Origin of the sequence: Klebsiella pasteurii, assembly GCF_018139045.1 — a bacterium.
Lineage (GTDB): Bacteria > Pseudomonadota > Gammaproteobacteria > Enterobacterales > Enterobacteriaceae > Klebsiella > Klebsiella grimontii.
Window position 1 is genome coordinate 3,051,881 of record NZ_CP073236.1, and the last position, 19,182, is coordinate 3,071,062.

At 55.3% G+C, this 19,182-nt stretch carries 18 protein-coding genes and 1 other RNA gene; 9 read left to right on the forward strand and 10 right to left on the reverse strand.

What is annotated here, in order from left to right; genetic code table 11:
• Positions 1–29: 29 nt before the first annotated feature.
• A complete protein-coding gene (locus KCG39_RS14270; RefSeq protein ID WP_087828548.1) occupies positions 30–608 on the reverse strand; it encodes a YecA/YgfB family protein in 579 nt (192 codons plus the stop codon).
• Between the two features lie 165 nt (positions 609–773).
• On the opposite strand from KCG39_RS14270, the gene zapA reads away from it, so the two are divergent.
• The 3 genes from zapA to KCG39_RS14285 all read left to right on the forward strand — a co-directional run bounded on the left by zapA (position 774) and on the right by KCG39_RS14285 (position 2,026).
• Positions 774–1,103, forward strand: a complete 330-nt coding sequence (zapA, locus tag KCG39_RS14275) for a cell division protein ZapA (protein ID WP_004105598.1) — start codon at positions 774–776, stop codon at positions 1,101–1,103.
• A gap of 41 nt (positions 1,104–1,144) precedes the next feature.
• Positions 1,145–1,328, forward strand: a non-coding RNA gene (gene ssrS / locus KCG39_RS14280) — 6S RNA.
• A 101-nt stretch (positions 1,329–1,429) separates the two neighbouring features.
• Complete coding sequence (locus KCG39_RS14285; protein WP_049114439.1) at positions 1,430–2,026, forward strand: 5-formyltetrahydrofolate cyclo-ligase; 597 nt, start codon at positions 1,430–1,432, stop codon at positions 2,024–2,026.
• 377 nt (positions 2,027–2,403) lie between these two features.
• Here the strand turns inward: KCG39_RS14285 and serA are convergent, their stop codons facing one another.
• Together serA and rpiA are read right to left on the reverse strand one after the other, a co-directional pair.
• A complete protein-coding gene (serA, locus tag KCG39_RS14290) occupies positions 2,404–3,636 on the reverse strand; it encodes a phosphoglycerate dehydrogenase (protein WP_004125005.1) in 1,233 nt (410 codons plus the stop codon).
• Between the two features lie 269 nt (positions 3,637–3,905).
• Entirely contained in the window at positions 3,906–4,565 is a 660-nt protein-coding gene (gene rpiA / locus KCG39_RS14295) for a ribose-5-phosphate isomerase RpiA (protein ID WP_004125006.1), read from the reverse strand.
• A 169-nt stretch (positions 4,566–4,734) separates the two neighbouring features.
• Between rpiA and argP the strand changes: the two genes are divergently transcribed.
• The 5 genes from argP (at position 4,735) to KCG39_RS14320 (ending at position 11,246) form a co-directional block, all read left to right on the forward strand.
• Positions 4,735–5,628, forward strand: coding sequence for a DNA-binding transcriptional regulator ArgP (gene argP, locus KCG39_RS14300; protein ID WP_004105608.1), 894 nt, complete (start codon positions 4,735–4,737; stop codon positions 5,626–5,628).
• A gap of 198 nt (positions 5,629–5,826) precedes the next feature.
• Positions 5,827–7,971, forward strand: coding sequence for a methylmalonyl-CoA mutase (gene scpA / locus KCG39_RS14305; RefSeq protein ID WP_142445239.1), 2,145 nt, complete (start codon positions 5,827–5,829; stop codon positions 7,969–7,971).
• Positions 7,964–8,959 carry a methylmalonyl Co-A mutase-associated GTPase MeaB gene (meaB, locus tag KCG39_RS14310; protein WP_142445240.1) on the forward strand — a complete coding sequence of 332 codons (996 nt, stop codon included), beginning with the start codon at positions 7,964–7,966 and terminating at the stop codon, positions 8,957–8,959. The genes scpA and meaB overlap by 8 nt, the downstream gene beginning before the upstream one ends.
• Before the next feature lie 10 nt (positions 8,960–8,969).
• Complete coding sequence (gene scpB, locus KCG39_RS14315) at positions 8,970–9,755, forward strand: methylmalonyl-CoA decarboxylase (RefSeq protein WP_004125013.1); 786 nt, start codon at positions 8,970–8,972, stop codon at positions 9,753–9,755.
• 24 nt (positions 9,756–9,779) lie between these two features.
• Positions 9,780–11,246, forward strand: a complete 1,467-nt coding sequence (locus KCG39_RS14320) for an acetyl-CoA hydrolase/transferase family protein (protein ID WP_142445241.1) — start codon at positions 9,780–9,782, stop codon at positions 11,244–11,246.
• On the opposite strand, the gene srsR is transcribed toward KCG39_RS14320, so the two are convergent.
• The 7 genes from srsR to epd form a co-directional block, all read right to left on the reverse strand.
• Complete coding sequence (gene srsR / locus KCG39_RS14325) at positions 11,243–12,139, reverse strand: LysR family transcriptional regulator SrsR (RefSeq protein WP_004125020.1); 897 nt, start codon at positions 12,137–12,139, stop codon at positions 11,243–11,245. The genes KCG39_RS14320 and srsR overlap by 4 nt on opposite strands.
• A 120-nt stretch (positions 12,140–12,259) precedes the next feature.
• On the reverse strand, positions 12,260–13,027 hold the full coding sequence (locus KCG39_RS14330; RefSeq protein ID WP_004125023.1) for an oxidative stress defense protein: 768 nt from the start codon (positions 13,025–13,027) through the stop codon (positions 12,260–12,262).
• Positions 13,028–13,117: 90 nt separating this feature from the next.
• Complete coding sequence (gene argO, locus KCG39_RS14335; RefSeq protein WP_032741948.1) at positions 13,118–13,753, reverse strand: arginine exporter ArgO; 636 nt, start codon at positions 13,751–13,753, stop codon at positions 13,118–13,120.
• A gap of 150 nt (positions 13,754–13,903) precedes the next feature.
• Positions 13,904–14,761, reverse strand: a complete 858-nt coding sequence (locus KCG39_RS14340; protein ID WP_004125028.1) for a small-conductance mechanosensitive channel MscS — start codon at positions 14,759–14,761, stop codon at positions 13,904–13,906.
• Between the two features lie 189 nt (positions 14,762–14,950).
• Positions 14,951–16,030: a class II fructose-bisphosphate aldolase gene (fbaA, locus tag KCG39_RS14345; RefSeq protein WP_004125043.1), complete on the reverse strand. Its 1,080-nt coding sequence runs from the start codon at positions 16,028–16,030 to the stop codon at positions 14,951–14,953.
• Between the two features lie 97 nt (positions 16,031–16,127).
• A complete protein-coding gene (gene pgk, locus KCG39_RS14350; RefSeq protein ID WP_004125049.1) occupies positions 16,128–17,291 on the reverse strand; it encodes a phosphoglycerate kinase in 1,164 nt (387 codons plus the stop codon).
• Between the two features lie 51 nt (positions 17,292–17,342).
• A complete protein-coding gene (gene epd / locus KCG39_RS14355; RefSeq protein ID WP_004125050.1) occupies positions 17,343–18,362 on the reverse strand; it encodes an erythrose-4-phosphate dehydrogenase in 1,020 nt (339 codons plus the stop codon).
• Between the two features lie 377 nt (positions 18,363–18,739).
• Here epd and KCG39_RS14360 point away from each other — a divergent pair, with 377 nt between their 5' ends.
• Positions 18,740–19,165, forward strand: a complete 426-nt coding sequence (locus KCG39_RS14360; RefSeq protein ID WP_004125053.1) for a PPC domain-containing DNA-binding protein — start codon at positions 18,740–18,742, stop codon at positions 19,163–19,165.
• Positions 19,166–19,182: the final 17 nt, after the last annotated feature.

Genomic DNA, 19,182 nt, shown 5'->3' on the forward strand with positions numbered 1-19,182 from the left:
GACGCCCCCTGAACGATTTAATGAATTTATTAATGTAGCGTCGGCTTTTGCACTTCCGGCGCGGTGGGTTTCTGGAGAGAGAAGGTGTCGTGACACAGTAGCGCGGCAACGCGTACGTATTCGATAATCTCCTCCAGAGACATTTCGAGTTCTTCCTGATCCTCGTCTTCATCATACCCAAGCTGAGCAATATTGCGCAGGTCGTCGATGGCTTCGCCGGTTTCGTCTTTCACTTTATCCAGCTTGGGCTGCGTCACGCCCAGTCCAAGCAGGAAATGGTTTACCCAACCCGCCAGCGCATCAGCGCGATCGAACACGCTCACCGCATCGCCATCCGGCAGGTAGAGCTGAAATAAGAAGCCGTCGTCCTCCAGCGAATCGCTAGTGGCGGAATGCATGTTACGCAACGACTGCGCCAGCTCATGGCCAAAGGCCAGACCTTCGTTGGTCAGATCGTGCACCAACGGCTGCCAGCTGCTGTCTTTGTTGCCGCCGCACAGGATCCCGCTGATCAAACCGTGCATTTCGGCAGGGGTTAATCCCACCCCTTGTTGGTTCAGTAACTGGTCTACATCGTTATAGCCAGGCATTTCGTTCTGTATAGACATGCGCATTCGTCATCGTTGGGAGGAATATTCATGATATGCTACCACTTTGGACCCTGGTGAACCAGAATAGGGCTTGTATCTTAAAACCAGGGTAGCTATAGTGTCGCCCCTTCGCAGACCCTCCCAGGGCGTGAAGGCCGCGCAGTCAATCAGCAGGAAGGTGGCATGTCTGCACAACCCGTAGATCTCCAAATTTTTGGCCGTTCACTACGAGTGAATTGCCCGCCTGAACAAAGGGATGCCTTAAACCAGGCAGCTGACGACCTGAATCAGCGGTTGCAAGATTTAAAAGAACGCACTAGAGTCACAAATACTGAGCAGCTGGTCTTCATCGCCGCGTTGAACATCAGCTATGAGTTGACTCAGGAAAAAGCGAAAACCCGCGACTACGCCGCCAGCATGGAGCAGCGTATTCGGATGCTTCAGCAGACCATCGAACAAGCATTGCTTGAGCAAGGTCGCATAAGCGAAAGACCCGGGCAGAAGTTTGAATAACACTTTGCATTTAACTGTGTTAGAGTAATCGCAAGAACAAAATTTCTCTGAGATGTTTGCAAGCGGGCCAGTCCCCTGAGCCGATATTTCATACCACAAGAATGTGGCGCTCCACGGTTGGTGAGCATGCTCGGCCCGTCCGAGAAGCCTTAAAACTGTGACGACACATTCACCTTGAACCAAGGGTTCAAGGGTTACAGCCTGCGGCGGCATCTCGGAGATTCCCTTCTTTTTCGTTTCATCCCCCGTAAGTTAATTTTCGGCTTTTGCCGTCGTGTATTAAACTACGCCTGTTTGTATCGTTTGCTTACCGATGAGACTCAGGTATGACTCTACTGTCAGATCCCCCCTATACCAGGCAGCAAATTCGTCAGCAGATCCGCCAGCGCCGACGCGCGCTAACGCCGGAGCAGCAAACCCAGTTCGCCCTCCAGGCGGCGGACAGAATGATGGCGTATACGCCGGTTCTGCTCGCGCAGACGGTCGCGGTATTTCTTTCGTTTGACGGCGAGCTGGATACGCGGCCGCTGATTGATCAGCTCTGGCGGGCGGGCAAACGGGTGTATCTCCCCGTGCTTCATCCGTTCAGCCCCGGCAATCTTCTGTTTCTGCACTACCACCCAAGCAGCGATCTGGTGGTGAATCGTCTGAAAATCCGCGAACCGAAGCTCGACGTGCGCGATGTCCTCCCGCTTAGCCGGCTGGATGTACTGGTAACGCCGCTGGTCGCGTTTGATGCCGCCGGACAGCGTCTGGGTATGGGCGGCGGATTTTACGACCGGACGCTGCAAAACTGGCGGCGGCATCGCCTGCAGCCGGTCGGCTACGCGCATGATTGCCAGCAGGTCGACGCGCTACCGACGGAGCAGTGGGATATCCCGCTGCCAGCGGTCATCACGCCGTCAAAAACCTGGCTCTGGTAAAACGCCCGAACAATTGACATTGCTGTTTTTTTCACCTAAATTCCTGGGTAAAGGGTGAGGGAGGCGAACCTCCCTCCTGCATTCTCTCAGTTAATATGCTGGCCAGGCGATGATTAACAGGATAAGCAGCATGATGAAGAGTCTCATCATCGTCCCTTTCCTTTTAGAGCCCCTGCCCCGGTAGGGGCTTTCCCGTTTCAGCCCCACGCTGAGTCTTTATCGTAAATCCCTTTCTTTCAGGCACAACGACCTCCGACGGTTTTAATCGCCGTTTGCGGCAGGCCTCGCAAAGCGTTTGGGTGGTGACGGGAAATGGCAGAAGGGTCTATCAGGAGACAAGGGGCAGGTCGATGACCTGCCCGCTGGCAAAAAAGGAGTTAGAACAGCAGACGGGCGCGGATGGTGCCAGGAATAGCCTTCATCGCCTGCAGCGCGCTCTGCGCGACATCTTCTTCGGCTTCGATATCAATCACCACGTAGCCCATTTGCGGAGTGGTCTGCAGATACTGCGCCGCGATGTTAATACCCTGGGCCGCGAAAATCTGGTTAAGCGCGGTCAGAACGCCCGGACGGTTTTCATGGATGTGCAGCAGACGGCGCCCGCCGTGCAGCGGCAGAGACACTTCCGGGAAGTTAACCGCGGAGAGCGTTGAACCGTTATCCGAGTATTTCGCCAGCTTGCCCGCCACTTCCAGACCGATGTTCTCCTGCGCTTCCTGAGTGGAGCCGCCAATGTGCGGGGTCAGGATAACGTTGTCGAACTCACAGAGCGGAGAGTTGAACGGATCGCTGTTGGTCGCCGGCTCGGTCGGGAATACGTCGATCGCCGCGCCCGCCAGGTGCTTGCTCGCAAGCGCATCGCACAGCGCCGGGATATCCACCACGGTGCCGCGGGAGGCGTTGATCAGCAGCGCGCCGGGCTTCATCAGCGCCAGCTCTTCCGCGCCGATCATATTCTTCGTCGAGGCGTTTTCCGGCACGTGCAGGCTCACCACATCGCTCATGTTCAACAAATCAGAGAGATGCTGAACCTGGGTGGCGTTACCTAATGGCAGTTTGCTTTCGATATCATAGAAATAGACGTGCATCCCCAGCGATTCAGCCAGAATACCCAACTGCGTGCCGATATGACCATAGCCGATGATACCCAGCTTTTTGCCACGCGCTTCAAAGCTGCCGACCGCCAGCTTGTTCCATACGCCGCGGTGCGCTTTAGCGTTTGCCGCCGGTACGCCACGCAGCATAAGCAGCAGCTCGCCGATTACCAGTTCAGCAACGGAACGGGTATTGGAGAACGGGGCGTTAAACACCGGGATACCGCGTTTTGCCGCCGCGTTTAAATCAACCTGGTTGGTGCCGATACAGAAGCAACCGACCGCAACCAGCTTCTCCGCCGCCGCGAAGATCTCTTCCGTCAGATGAGTACGGGAACGCAGGCCGATGAAATGGGCATCACGGATGGACGCTTTCAGATCTTCGCTATCCAGCGCGCCTTTATGAAATTCGATATTGGTGTAGCCCGCTGCGCGGAGGCTGTCCACCGCTTTTTGGTGCACACCTTCAACCAGCAGAAATTTAATCTTGTCTTTTTCCAGTGATACCTTAGCCATTTCCCCGTCCTGTTTTTGTCTTAACTGATGTCGTGCGGAACGAAAGTTCTTCTCAGCAACATATCAAAAAAAACTATTGCGGCAATATGAACGTTTGCGTCGGCATCCTGAAGAAATATCAATCAGCGGGAAATAGCAGGACAAAACACCAGAAAGTAAAAGAAAGGTAGATTGTTACTGAGACAAGGCGCATAAATGTGACAGAAGTCACCAAAATAGGCCTGGAGAAAAAATATTTGCGAGGGAGCGATTCGCTCCCTCGGATCAGACTATTTAGTGATAGTTTTTACACCATCAGCGGTACCAATCAGCGCGACATCCGCACCACGATTCGCAAACAGGCCGACGGTCACGACGCCCGGAATACCGTTAATGGTATTTTCCAGCGCAATAGCGTCCAGAATTTCCAGACCAAACACATCGAGGATCACGTTACCGTTATCGGTCACGACGCCCTGACGATACTCCGGACGGCCGCCCAGCTTAACCAGTTGACGCGCTACGGCGCTGCGCGCCATCGGAATCACCTCTACCGGCAGAGGGAATTTACCTAAAATATCCACCTGCTTGGAAGCATCGGCGATGCAGATAAATTTATCGGCGACCGAGGCGATAATTTTCTCGCGCGTCAGCGCGGCGCCGCCGCCCTTAATCATCTGCATGTGGCCGTTGATTTCATCTGCGCCGTCCACATAAATACCAAGACGGTCAACGCTGTTCAGATCAAAAACCGTAATACCGAGGCTTTTCAGTTTTTCAGTAGAGGCGTCAGAGCTGGAAACCGCTCCTTCAATCTGCCCTTTCATGGTACCCAGCGCATCAATAAAATGCGCCGCCGTGGAGCCCGTGCCGACCCCAACGATAGTGCCCGGTTGTACATACTGCAATGCCGCCCAGCCTACCGCTTTTTTCAGTTCATCTTGCGTCATGATTATGGTCCGAGATGTGAATTCCTGTGGCGCATTATAGAACATCAGGGGGGCCATTGTCCCTGCGATGGCGATCACACAACGCAGTCGCCAATTTTTCATCTTCATCAAAAACAAATTTATGTCATAGTGCGAGTTAACGAAAAGTATTAGGGGGCACGCCAGGGCAATGAAACGACCGGACTACAGAACACTACAGGCGCTGGACGCAGTAATCAGGGAACGAGGGTTTGAGCGCGCCGCGCAGAAGCTTTGTATTACGCAGTCCGCCGTCTCTCAGCGCATCAAACAGCTGGAAAACATGTTTGGACAGCCGCTGCTGGTGCGAACCGTACCGCCGCGTCCTACCGAACAGGGGCAAAAGCTGCTGGCCCTGCTGCGTCAGGTTGAGCTGCTGGAAGAGGAGTGGCTGGGCGATGAGCAAACCGGCTCCACGCCGCTGCTGCTATCGCTGGCGGTCAACGCCGACAGTCTGGCCACCTGGCTGCTGCCCGCGCTTTCCAGCGTGCTTTCGGACTCCCCGATTCGCCTGAATCTGCAGGTGGAAGACGAGACCCGGACCCAGGAACGCCTGCGCCGCGGCGAAGTGGTCGGCGCGGTCAGTATCCAGCCGCAGGCATTGCCAAGCTGTCTGGTCGATCAGCTCGGCGCCCTCGACTACCTATTCGTCGCCTCGAAGGAGTTTGCCCAACGCTATTTCCCTAATGGGGTGACCCGCTCGGCGCTGCTGAAAGCACCGGTGGTGGCATTCGATCATCTCGATGATATGCATCAGGCTTTTTTGCAGCAGAACTTCGATTTGCCCCCGGGCAGCGTGCCCTGCCATATCGTCAACTCTTCTGAAGCCTTCGTGCAGCTGGCCCGCCAGGGAACGACCTGCTGTATGATCCCGCATCTGCAAATTGAAAGAGAGCTGAACAGCGGCGAGCTTATCAACCTCACGCCGGGCCTATTCCAGCGCCGGATGCTCTACTGGCACCGTTTTGCGCCGGAAAGCCGCATGATGCGCCGGGTGACCGATGCGCTGATCGATTACGGCCACAAGGTGTTGAGGCAAGATTAACCCCCGCAAGCAGGCCGGAGCCCTCCGGCCCGCGTGACCCACCATTCTTTGCTCATATCTTTGAAATACATCACAAAATAAAACATTTTATCCGGCAAAAAACGACGCATCGATGGCTGTTTTTTGCTGGCGACAGGGCCGATGAAAAAGCTCACCGTATTCGCAATACCCCATTTTATTGCGAATACGGAGCACAACATGTCTGAGTTGCAGGAGTGGCAAACGCTCGCCAACAAAGAGCTTAGCCGGCGGGAAAAAACCGTCGACGACCTGATCAAACAGACGGCAGAGGGCATCGCCGTTAAGCCGCTGTATACCAAAGCCGATCTTGATAATCTGGAAGTGACCGGCACCCTGCCCGGTCTGCCGCCTTACGTTCGCGGCCCGCGCGCCACCATGTACACCGCGCAGCCGTGGACCATCCGCCAGTACGCCGGTTTCTCTACCGCCAAAGAGTCCAACGCCTTCTATCTCCGCAACCTCGCGGCCGGGCAGAAAGGACTTTCCGTCGCCTTCGACCTCGCCACTCACCGGGGCTATGATTCCGATAACCCACGCGTGGCGGGCGACGTCGGTAAAGCGGGCGTGGCGATCGATACCGTCGAAGATATGAAAATTCTGTTCGATCGGATCCCGCTGGATAAGATGTCCGTGTCGATGACCATGAACGGCGCGGTGCTGCCGGTGATGGCGTTTTATATCGTCGCGGCGGAAGAACAAGGGGTTGCGCCGGAACAGCTCACCGGGACAATCCAGAACGATATTCTGAAAGAGTATCTATGCCGGAATACCTATATTTACCCGCCAAAACCCTCAATGCGCATTATCGCCGACATCATCGCCTGGTGTTCGGGCAATATGCCGCGCTTTAATACCATCAGCATCAGCGGCTACCACATGGGTGAAGCGGGAGCTAACTGCGTGCAGCAGGTGGCCTTTACGCTGGCGGACGGTATCGAATATATCAAGGCCGCGCTCTCCGCCGGGCTGAAAATTGACGACTTCGCGCCGCGCCTGTCGTTTTTCTTCGGCATCGGCATGGATCTGTTTATGAACGTTGCGATGCTGCGCGCCGCCCGCTATCTGTGGAGCGAAGCGGTAAGCGGCTTCGGCGCCACCAATCCGAAATCCTTAGCCCTGCGCACCCATTGCCAGACCTCCGGCTGGAGCCTCACCGAGCAAGATCCGTATAACAACGTGATCCGTACCACCATCGAAGCGCTCGGCGCCACGCTTGGCGGCACCCAGTCGCTGCACACCAACGCCTTTGACGAGGCGCTCGGCCTGCCGACCGACTTTTCCGCCCGCATCGCGCGTAATACGCAGATCATCATTCAGGAGGAGTCGGAGATCTGCCGCACCGTGGATCCGCTGGCCGGATCGTATTACGTGGAGTCGCTGACCGATCGCATCGTCAAGGAGGCGCGGGCCATTATTCAACAGATCGCCGAGGCGGGTGGAATGGCTAAGGCGATCGAAGCCGGACTGCCGAAACGGATGATCGAAGAGGCCTCCGCCCGCGAACAATCGCTGATCGATCAGGGCAAGCGCGTCATCGTCGGCGTTAATAAGTACAAGCTGGAAAAAGAGGATAACACAGCGGTGCTGGAGATCGACAACGTCAAGGTGCGCAACGAGCAGATCGCCTCGCTGGAAAAAATTCGCGCTCAGCGTGACGATGTGACGGTGAAAGCCGCGCTGAACGCCCTCACCCACGCCGCGCAGCATCATGAAAATCTGCTGGCTGCCGCGATAAACGCCGCCCGCGTTCGCGCCACCCTGGGGGAAATCTCCGACGCGCTGGAGGCGGCGTTTGACCGCTATCTGGTACCCAGCCAGTGCGTCACAGGCGTGATTGCGCAAAGCTACCATCAGTCAGACACAGCCGCCTGCGAATTTGACGCCATTGTTGCGCAAACCGAACGGTTCCTGATGGATAACGGCCGCCGACCGCGCATTCTGATCGCCAAAATGGGCCAGGATGGGCACGATCGCGGCGCCAAAGTGATCGCCAGCGCCTATTCCGATCTCGGCTTCGATGTTGACCTGAGCCCGATGTTTTCCACGCCGGAAGAGATTGCTCGTCTGGCGATAGAAAACGACGTGCACGTGGTTGGCGCCTCATCGCTGGCGGCAGGCCACAAAACCCTGATCCCCGAGCTGGTCGCCGCGCTGAAAAAATGGGGGCGGGAAGATATCTGCGTCATCGCCGGCGGCGTCATCCCGCCGCAGGATTACGCCTTTCTGCAGGCCCGCGGCGTGGCCGCCATTTACGGCCCCGGCACGCCGATGCTGGAGAGCGTGCGTGACGTCCTGACGAGGATTAGCCAGCATCATGATTAACCTATCCACCCTGACCGACGCCATTCGGCGATTACGTTTGGGCGAGCGGGCCACGCTTGCCCAGGCCATGACGCTGGTAGAGAGTCAGCATCCACGCCACCAGGCGCTGAGCGCCCAACTGCTGGATGCGATTATGCCTTTCACCGGCAACGCCCTGCGCCTTGGCGTCACCGGCACGCCGGGAGCCGGAAAGAGTACCTTTCTGGAAGCCTTCGGCATGCTGCTGATTCGACATGGCCTGCGGGTTGCGGTGATCGCGGTCGATCCGAGCAGTCCGGTCAGCGGCGGGTGCATCCTTGGCGACAAAACGCGCATGATCGACCTGGCGCGATCGGATTCGGCCTTTATCCGCCCGGTGCCCTCAAGCGGCCATCTCGGTGGCACCAGCCTGCGCGCGCGGGAGCTGATACTGCTGTGCGAAGCGGCGGGCTACGATGTGGTGATTGTCGAAACCGTCGGCGTCGGTCAGTCGGAAACCGAAGTCTCCCGCCTGGTGGACTGCTTTATCTCGCTGCAGATCGCCGGCGGCGGTGACGATCTGCAGGGCATCAAGAAAGGAATCATGGAGATGGCGGATATTGTCGTCATCAATAAAGATGATGGCGAGAATCGCGCCAGCGTCGCCATCACCCGGCATATGTATGAATCCGCCCTGCATATTCTGCGCCGCAAGCACGCCGCGTGGCAGCCGCGCGTTTTGAGCTGTAGCGCGCTGGAGCGGCGCGGCATCGAAGCCGTCTGGCTCGCCGTTCTGGATTTCAAAACAACCCTGACTGACAGCGGAGAGCTTGAAAAACTGCGCCAGCGCCAGGCGCTGGAGTGGCTGCAAAAGCAGACCGAAACCGAGGCGCTGCACCTGCTGTTTGCCCGAACCGACTTCGAGAGCTACTTCCAGCAGACGCTACAGGCGGTGAAAAACAACGGCCTCTCGCCGCGCACCGGCCTGCGGCAGATTAGCGAATTTCTCCAGAATCATTATTTTGCGTAAAAGGATATTTATGTCTTATCAATATGTTAATGTCGAAATTATTCAGAAAGTCGCGGTCATTGAGTTCAACTATAGCCGCAAGCTCAACGCCTTAAGCAAGGTGTTCATCGACGATCTGATGCAGGCGCTGAGCGATCTCAACCGGCCGGAAATACGCTGCGTTATTTTACGCGCGCCCGGGGGCGCAAAAGTCTTCTCCGCCGGCCATGACATCCATGAACTGCCCAGCGGCCGCCGCGATCCGCTCTCCTATGACGATCCGCTGCGTCAGATCACCCGCATGATCCAAAAATATCCGAAACCGGTGATCTCCATGGTCGAAGGAAGCGTCTGGGGCGGCGCGTTTGAGATGATCATGAGCTCCGATCTGATCATCGCCGCCAGCACGTCAACGTTCTCTATGACGCCGGTGAATCTCGGCGTGCCCTACAACCTGGTCGGCATTCACAATCTGACCCGCGACGCCGGCTTTCACATCGTGAAAGAGCTGATTTTCACCGCTCTGCCGATTACCGCCCAGCGCGCGCTGGCGGTCGGTATTCTCAATCACGTGGTGGACGCCGACGAACTGGAGGATTTTACCTTGCAGATGGCACACCACATCTCCGAGAAAGCACCGCTGGCGATCGCGGTTATTAAGGAAGAGCTGCGCGTGCTTGGCGAAGCGCACACCATGAATTCCGATGAGTTTGAACGTATTCAGGGAATGCGTCGCGCCGTTTACGACAGCGAGGATTATCAGGAAGGCATGAGCGCGTTTATGGAAAAGCGTAAACCTCAGTTCGTCGGCCATTAATCACGCCGGGTTAAGGAGTATAAAATGAAACGGATGAGCGCCGATGAAGCGGCGGAGATTATCCAGCATGACCAGATGGTTGCGTTCAGCGGGTTCACGCCCGCCGGTTCGCCTAAAGCGCTACCCGCGGCCATCGCTCGCCGCGCCGGTGTATTACATCAGGCGCAGCAGCCTTTCCAGATCCGCCTGCTGACCGGCGCCTCCATCAGCGCCGCCGCCGATGATGCGCTCTCGGCGGCCGATGCCGTCTCGTGGCGTGCACCGTATCAGACCGCCTCCGGGCTGCGGCAAAAAATCAACCAAGGGGAGGTGAGGTTTGTCGACCTGCACCTGAGCGAAGTGGCGCAAATGGTCAACTACGGCTTCTTTGGCGAGATTGATGTCGCGGTGATCGAAGCCTCGGCTATCGCGCCGGACGGACGAGTCTGGCTCACCAGCGGTATCGGCAACGCGCCAACCTGGCTGCTGCGGGCGAAGAAAGTGATCATCGAGCTTAATCACTACCACAATCCGCGCGTCGCCGAGCTGGCTGATATCGTCATCCCCGGCGCCCCGCCGCGGCGCAACAGCATCGCCATCTTTCATGCGATGGATCGCGTGGGCAGTCGGTACGTGCAAATCGATCCGCAAAAGATTGTCGCGGTCGTGGAGACCGAACTGCCCGACGCCGGCAATGCGCTTGATAAAGTCAATCCCGTGTGTCAGCAAATCGCCGATAACGTGGTCACCTTTCTGCTCGAAGAAATAGCTCGCGGACGCATCCCGCCTGAATTTCTGCCGCTGCAAAGCGGCGTGGGCAATATCAATAACGCGGTTATGGCGCGGCTGGGTGAGAATCCGGATATTCCCGCTTTTATGATGTATTCGGAGGTATTACAGGAGTCGGTGGTTAATCTGCTGGAAAGCGGGAAAATTACCGGCGTCAGCGCCTCCAGCCTGACGGTATCCGCCGATGCTTTGCGCAAGATTTACGACAACATGGATTTCTTCGCCAGCCGTATTGTCCTGCGCCCGCAGGAGATCTCCAATAATCCAGAAATTATCCGCCGCCTCGGGGTTATCGCCCTCAACGTGGGGCTGGAGTTTGATATCTACGGCCACGCTAATTCCACGCACGTGGCCGGGGTGAATCTGATGAACGGTATCGGCGGCAGCGGCGATTTTGAGCGCAACGCCTGGCTCTCTATCTTTATGGCCCCCTCCATCGCCAAAGAGGGAAAAATCTCTACTATCGTGCCAATGTGCAGCCACGTCGATCACAGCGAGCACAGCGTAAAGGTGATCGTGACCGAGCAGGGGATCGCCGACCTGCGCGGGCTATCGCCGCTGCAACGCGCCCGCGTCATCATTGATAACTGCGCGCACCCGCTCTATCGGGACTATTTACACCGCTACCTGGATAACGCGCCCGGTGGGCATATTCATCACGACCTCGCCCACGCGTTCGACCTGCATCGTAATCTGCTTGAGTACGGCTCCATGCTCGGCTAGTCCTCCGTACCGACGCGATCCTCAGTAATGTGCTGAAGCATCGTGGCGGTATAGCGATGGTTTTTCAGCGAATAGAGATACTCCTGCATATACATCGCGCTGCCGGGCGCATCGAAGTACTTCAGCTTCGCCGGGTTGACCAGACGCCAGGCGAAGTAAGGAATAACCGTCAAAAACTGCCCCCGCTCTACGGCGCTAATTTTGGCCATAAAGCTGTAGGGACGATAGATAATCGTCGGGTTGATCCCGCTGGGGCGCATATACGCGTCCAACATTGCCTCAAAATTGGCCCGGTTCTGGAAGCGCATCTGCAGCCAGGGCAGCTCACGTAAAAGTTCCTGCGGCGGCCTATCTTCATAACGGCGGGAAACCAGAAACCCAAGACGCAGCGGCGCGAGTTCGCTAATGGTCAGATTTTCCAGCTCCTGCACGCGGGCCGAAACGTGCTGCGGTGAGATAATAAAATCGAGCTGACGGTCAAACAGATTATCAATCACCCCATTCTCGCTGAACTCTACGGCCTGGGTGGTCACCCCATCGTATTTATCGCCCAGGCTGATGAGCTGATCGAAAATAATCGTCGGATAGGTATTGTCGATGCCAATGACGACGTTGCGCGAGCGGCGCGCGGAAAAGTGAATTTCGTTATCGATGGCCGATAAGCGCTGATAAATGGGAAACAGCTTCTGATAGAGCTCCTGCCCCGCTTTATTGAGGCTGATGCTGTTATCTTTGCGGGTAAATAGCGTATAGCCTATCCGATCCTCGAGCGCAGCAATGCTTTTGCCGAAGGGAGACGCGGTCATATGGATTTTTTCCGCCGCTCTGGCGATGTTGTTAGTCTGCGCCAACAAAATGAAATTGCGCATCTTTTTCGAAATAAAGATATCCATGCTCACCTCATAGTAGAACAGGGATATATCCTTACCTCATTCAGGGAAAAGACTTTTGTCGCGCTCTCACTTTTACAGATAGTCACAGAAAAAGCCCGGCGCGAAGGCCGGGCGATGGGATTACTGCGCCGCTTTGGGTTGTTCGGCGGGTTTCGCCGGTTCAGCAGGTGCTGGCGCAGGCTGGGTCGGTTGCAGCTCAAACACCACGTCCACCTGGTCATCAAATTGAATGGTTGCCTGCTCGTAGGTTTCCTGGGCAGAAACCGGCGCCGCATCGGCCTTCATCATCCGCACCATCGGGCTTGGCTGGTAGTTGGAGACATGATAGCGAACGCTATAGACTGGCCCCAGTTTGCCGTGGAAACCGGTAGCCAGCTCCTGAGCCTGGTGAATGGCATCATCAATTGCCGCTTTACGCGCTTTATCTTTATAAGCGTCCGGCTGCGCCACGCCCAGTGAGACTGAACGGATCTCATTCAGACCGGCTTTAAGCGCCCCATCTAACAGACCGTTGAGCTTATCCAGCTGGCGCAGCGTCACTTCAACGCTACGCACCGCACGATAGCCCTTGAGAATGCTTTTGCCGTTCTGATAGTCGTAATCAGGCTGGGTACGCAGGTTAGCTGAGTTAATGTCTTTCTTCGCAATGCCGCTCTTCTCCAGGAAGGAGAGATACTGGGCCACGCGCTCATCGGCCTGTTTTTTAGCGGATGCCGCGTCTTTCGCGGAGACGTTTACTTCAATCGCCAGCGTAGCGATATCAGGAACCGCAGCGACGCTGGCGGTACCTGAAGTGACGATATGTGGGCCGTTTGGCAACTCGTTTGCCTGAACTGCCATTGCGCTAAATCCGAGTGCCGCCGCCAGGGCCATGACTTTTAACTTCACTGTCGTTTCTCCATATTACATTGGTCGTCTATACACAGACGCATGCCAGCAAGCTTAGCGCTTACGCGGAGAAAGTCCATCGGACAAGGCTTAGTTAAGCAGCGCCTGCACATGGGCGAAGCCGTCATTCGCCAGCTGGAAGGCAATGACCCACATCACCAGACCGACCAACACGTTGATAATGCGCTGCGCCTTCGCCGTACGCAGGCGCGGAGCCAGCCAGGCGGCCAGCAAGGCCAGGCCAAAGAACCACAAGAACGACGCGCTGATGGTGCCTAAGGCAAACCAGCGCTTCGGCTCCATCGCCAGCTGCCCGCCGAGACTTCCGAGCACCACAAACGTATCCAGATAAACGTGGGGATTCAGCCAGGTCACCGCCAGCATGGTGACGATAATTTTCCAGCGCCCTTGCTTCATCACTTCCGCGCTGGCCAGCTCCAGATTGCTGCTAAAGGCCGTTTTCAGCGCACCAAAACCGTACCACAATAAAAAAGCGACGCCGCCCCAGGTCACCAGCGCCAGCAGCCACGGCGATTGCATCAGCAGCGCGCTGCCGCCAAAAATCCCGGCGCAAATCAGCAGCAGATCGCTGATGGCGCACAGCAGCGCGATCATCAGATGGTACTGACGGCGAATGCCCTGATTCATCACAAAGGCGTTTTGCGGGCCGAGCGGCAAAATCATGGCCGCTCCCAGAGCAAGGCCCTGAAAGTAATACGATAACATGGGGCGTGATTTCCACTGCAAGAGTCAATGCCGGGGAATATAGCGCGCAAATATCATTAGAGGAAATTGAAAATATTAATCATTTATAAGCCAATCTAATAATCAGGTTCGAATAAAAGGCCGGGCATACCGGCCTTTTGGAGGGGAAAACTACTCTGTTTTTTCCTGCGGACGAATCACATGCACATCCATCTGCGGATACGGGAAGCCGATGCCGTTGGCGTCAAAGTCGCGCTTAATGCGCTCCAGAACATCCCAGTAAACGCTTTGCAGATCGCTACTTTTACTCCATACGCGTACCACGTAGTTCACCGATGACGCGCCCAGTTCATTCAGACGAACGGTCATTTCACGATCTTTGAGGATACGCTCATCCGATTCGATAATATTAGTGAGCAGTTGCTTCACTTTATCAATATCAGCATCGTAGGCCACGCCAATGATAAATTCGTTGCGGCGCACCGGCTCGCGGGAGAAGTTGATGATATTCCCGGCGATGATTTTACCGTTCGGCACCACCACGATTTTGCCATCCGCGCTGCGCAGGGTCGTAGAAAAAATCTGCACGTTCAGCACGGTTCCCGCGATGCCGCCCAGGTCAACGTATTCACCGGCGCGAAATGGGCGGAAGACCACCAGCAGGACGCCAGCGGCAAGGTTAGACAGCGAGCCCTGCAGCGCCAGACCTACAGCTAAACCCGCGGCGCCGAGGACGGCAATGACCGAGGCGGTTTGCACGCCCACGCGGCCCAGAGCGGCGATCAGCGTAAAAGCAATAACGGCATAGCGCACCAGCGCAGAAAGAAAATCGGCAACGGTGGCATCGATATGCCGCGCCCGCATCAGGCGATTCACAGTATTGGAAACAATGCGCGCCACGATCAAGCCGACAATAATAATCGCGAGAGCCGCGACGATGTTGACGGCATAGCTCAGCAGTAATGCCTGATTGCGCACCAGCCATGAACCGGCGTTATTTATGCTATCGACAACGTTCAAATCTTCCATTCAACTTTCCTTATGGATACCCGGACGGGAAATAAAATAACCAAACCTGATAATTGCAAACAGGTTAAGGGTAAACAATAACAGTGCGTTTTGCCAAATTGATCACATTTATTTAGCAAAACTTCATGTTGTTCCAATAATAAAAAAGCCCGCATTTCTGCGGGCTTCCGGGTAAGAAACGAAATTTTCTTACAGAACGTCGATCGCGTTCAGCTCTTTAAATGCCTGCTCCAGACGCGTCACCATGGAAGTCTGTGCAGCGCGCAGCCATACGCGCGGATCGTAGTATTTCTTGTTCGGCTGGTCTTCGCCTTTCGGGTTGCCCAGCTGGCCCTGCAGGTAAGCTTCGTTAGTTTTGTAGTACTGCAGGATACCGTCCCAGGTTGCCCATTGGGTATCGGTATCGATGTTCATTTTGATCACGCCGTAGCTTACGGAGTCTTTGATTTCCTGAGCGGAAGAACCGGAACCACCGTGGAATACGAAGTTCAGGCTGTTGTGCGGCAGGTTGTGTTTCTTAGAAACGTATTCCTGGGAGTCGCGCAGGATAGTCGGGGTCAGTACTACGTTGCCCGGCTTGTAAACGCCGTGTACGTTACCGAAGGAAGCGGCGATGGTGAAACGCGGGCTGATTTTGCTCAGCTCGGTGTACGCGTAATCAACGTCTTCCGGCTGGGTGTACAGCGCAGAAGCATCCATGTGGCTGTTGTCCACGCCGTCTTCTTCGCCGCCGGTGCAGCCCAGTTCGATTTCCAGAGTCATGTCCATTTTGGCCATACGCGCCAGGTACTTAGAACAGATCTCGATGTTTTCGTGCAGGGACTCTTCAGACAGGTCGATCATGTGAGAAGAGAACAGCGGTTTGCCGGTTGCAGCGAAGTGTTTTTCACCAGCGTCCAGCAGACCATCGATCCACGGCAGCAGTTTCTTCGCGCAGTGGTCGGTGTGCAGAATAACCGGAACACCGTAGTGCTCAGCCATCTGATGAACGTGATGCGCGCCAGAGATAGCGCCCAGGATGGCTGCGCCCTGAGGAACGTCAGTTTTCACGCCTTTGCCCGCGATGAACGCAGCGCCGCCGTTAGAGAACTGTACGATAACCGGAGAACGAACTTTTGCAGCTGCTTCCAGAACGGCGTTGATGGAATCAGTACCCACGCAGTTTACCGCTGGCAGAGCAAATTGGTTTTCTTTAGCTACCTGGAACACTTTCTGAACGTCGTCGCCAGTGATGACGCCCGGTTTTACGAAATCAAAAATTTTAGACATGTTACGTAGTCCTGTATCTGTATCTTCGACCGTTGAAGAAGGTTCGCGAGCTTTTACGCGCGCTGAAAAACAGGCGGGTCTCCCCGCCTGAACTGAATTACTGCTTAGCGCGCTCTTCGAGCATGGCTACTGCCGGCAGAACTTTACCTTCCACGAATTCGAGGAATGCGCCGCCGCCGGTGGAGATGTAGGAGATTTTGTCAGCAATGCCGAACAGGTCGATTGCTGCCAGAGTGTCGCCGCCGCCGGCGATAGAGAACGCTTCGCTGTCTGCGATGGCGTTAGCCACGATTTCCGTCCCTTTGCGGAAGTTCGGGAATTCGAACACGCCGACCGGGCCGTTCCACAGGATGGTTTTCGCATTTTTCAGGATTTCAGCCAGTTTCTCTGCGGAAGCATCGCCCAGGTCCAGAATCTGCTCTTCATCTTTAATGTCGTTAACAGATTTCAGGGTGGCGGTTGCGGTTTCAGAGAACTCGGTTGCCACGCGAACGTCAGTCGGAACCGGGATATCGCAGGTCGTCAGCAGGCGTTTAGCTTCGTCAACCAGATCGGCTTCGTACAGGGATTTACCAACGTTGTGGCCCTGAGCGGCAACGAAGGTGTTGGCGATGCCGCCGCCGACGATCAGCTGATCAGCGATTTTAGACAGGGAATCCAGAACGGTCAGCTTAGTGGAAACTTTAGAACCACCCACGATAGCGACCATCGGACGAGCCGGTTCTTTCAGCGCTTTACCCAGAGCGTCCAGCTCAGCGGCCAGCAGCGGACCTGCGCAAGCCACGTCAGCGAATTTGCCGATACCGTGAGTAGACGCCTGCGCGCGGTGAGCGGTACCGAACGCGTCCATGACGAATACATCGCACAGCGCAGCGTATTTTTTCGACAGCGCTTCGTCGTCTTTCTTCTCGCCTTTGTTAAAGCGAACGTTTTCCAGAACCACCAGCTCACCGGCAGCGACTTCTACGCCGTCCAGGTAATCTTTAACCAGACGTACCGGGTTAGACAGTTTGTCTTTCAGGTAGTTAACAACCGGCAGCAGAGAGAATTCTTCGTTGTACTCGCCTTCGGTAGGACGACCCAGATGGGAAGTGACCATCACTTTCGCACCCTGCTTCAGGGCCAGTTCGATGGTCGGCAGAGAAGCACGGATACGCGCGTCGCTGGTTACTTTCCCTTCTTTAACCGGTACGTTCAGATCAGCACGGATAAAAACGCGTTTACCAGCCAGATCCAGATCGGTCATCTTAATTACAGACATGGTGAATCCTCTCGTTGATTCTTGATAAAGTTTTGCAGGCGCCTGCGCGCCTTACCTGAAACCTTGTGCGGCCATCGCTAACGTGGTGTCGAGCATCCGGTTAGCAAAGCCCCATTCGTTATCGCACCAGACCAGCGTTTTGATCAAATGCGCACCACTCACTCGCGTTTGCGTGCCATCAACAATGGCGCTATGCGGATCGTGGTTGAAATCTATCGAGACTAACGGTAATTCCGTATAGTCAACTATACCATGAAATGCACCCTGTGCTGCTTTTTGCAGCAACTGGTTGACTTCACTTGCTTTTACCGGTTTTTTCACCGTGACGCTAAGGTCGATAGCCGTCACATTAATGGTCGGCACACGCACCGCAATCGCTTCGAAACGATCGTTAAACTGAGGGAAAAAACGCGTAATCCCCGCAGCAAGCTTAGTATCAACCGGGATAATCGACTGACTGGCTGCTCGCGTCCGGCGCAAATCCGGATGCCAGGAATCAATGACCTGCTGATCGTTCATTGATGAGTGGATCGTCGTTACCGTTCCTGACTCTATGCCGTAGGCATCATCTAATAGTTTAATGACCGGAATAATGCAGTTGGTCGTGCAGGAGGCGTTGGAGACGATACGGTGCTCGGCTCGCAGTTCATCATGATTGACGCCAAAAACAACCGTTGCGTCGAGATCGTTGCCGCCAGGGTGTGAAAAGAGCACCTTCTTCGCGCCAGCCTGAAGATGGGCTTCGCCATGTTCACGGCTGCCGTAAACGCCCGTACAATCAAGCACCACATCCACCGCCAGCTCACGCCATGGCAACACCTCAAGGGAAGACTCATGCAGCAGGCGAATAGCATCATCGCCGACAAACAGCTGCTCTCTCTCCTGGCGAACATCCCAGGCAAAGCGCCCATGGCTGGTGTCATATTTCAACAAATGCGCGATGCCGGCAGCATCCGCCAGTTCATTGATTGCCACCACGGTAATTTCCGCACGACGCCCGGATTCATACAAAGCACGAACCACGTTACGCCCGATGCGACCGAAGCCATTAATCGCAATGCGTATGGTCATAGGTCTCCTGCAAGGCTGTCCATGATAAGAGGTGGCTGACAGAGTAATGCAGCAACGCTCTGAGGGAAACCTTACCTGTCGCAAACTGCGACTGATTGATTAATTGTCGAACATTTAGACGACTGAAACGCTTCAGCTAGAATAAGCCAAACAAGGAATAAAAGGAATGATTGTCCAGCTGGAGAAACCATTTATCTGACTTACATCACACTTTCGCGCTATCTGCTGGGGAATTTATTCCATATTCCAGAATGGCGAATAAGCGTAGCAATATCTTTTCGTTGTCGGGCCGCTAATACTGATTTATATCAGAAACTATACTGAAGAGCGGCGATATTATTACCGTTACGTCCGAGTCTCGGAGTCCCTCTAAAATCATGACAATTCCCCACATTCAGCCCTCTGCGGCACGTTACTATGCGCTTCGCTTACTTCCGGGCGAGGAGGTTTTTTCCCGTCTGCGCGCGTTCGTGCAGCAACACCATATTCAGGCCGCCTGGATAGCCGGCTGTACCGGCAGCCTAAGCAACGTAGCGTTACGCTTTGCAGGTCAGGATGAAACCACCTTATTGAACGGAATATATGAGGTGATTTCTCTGAATGGCACGCTGGAATTAACCGGAGAACATCTCCATTTATCCCTGTCCGATCCGCAAGGCGCCATGCTCGGCGGCCATATGATGCCCGGCTGTACCGTCCGCACCACTCTTGAACTGGTGATCGGCGAACTGACCTCCGTGGCGTTTAGCCGTCAGCCGTGCGCGGTGTCCGGCTATGACGAACTGGTCATTTCATCCCGCTAACGCTTCACTTAAACGAG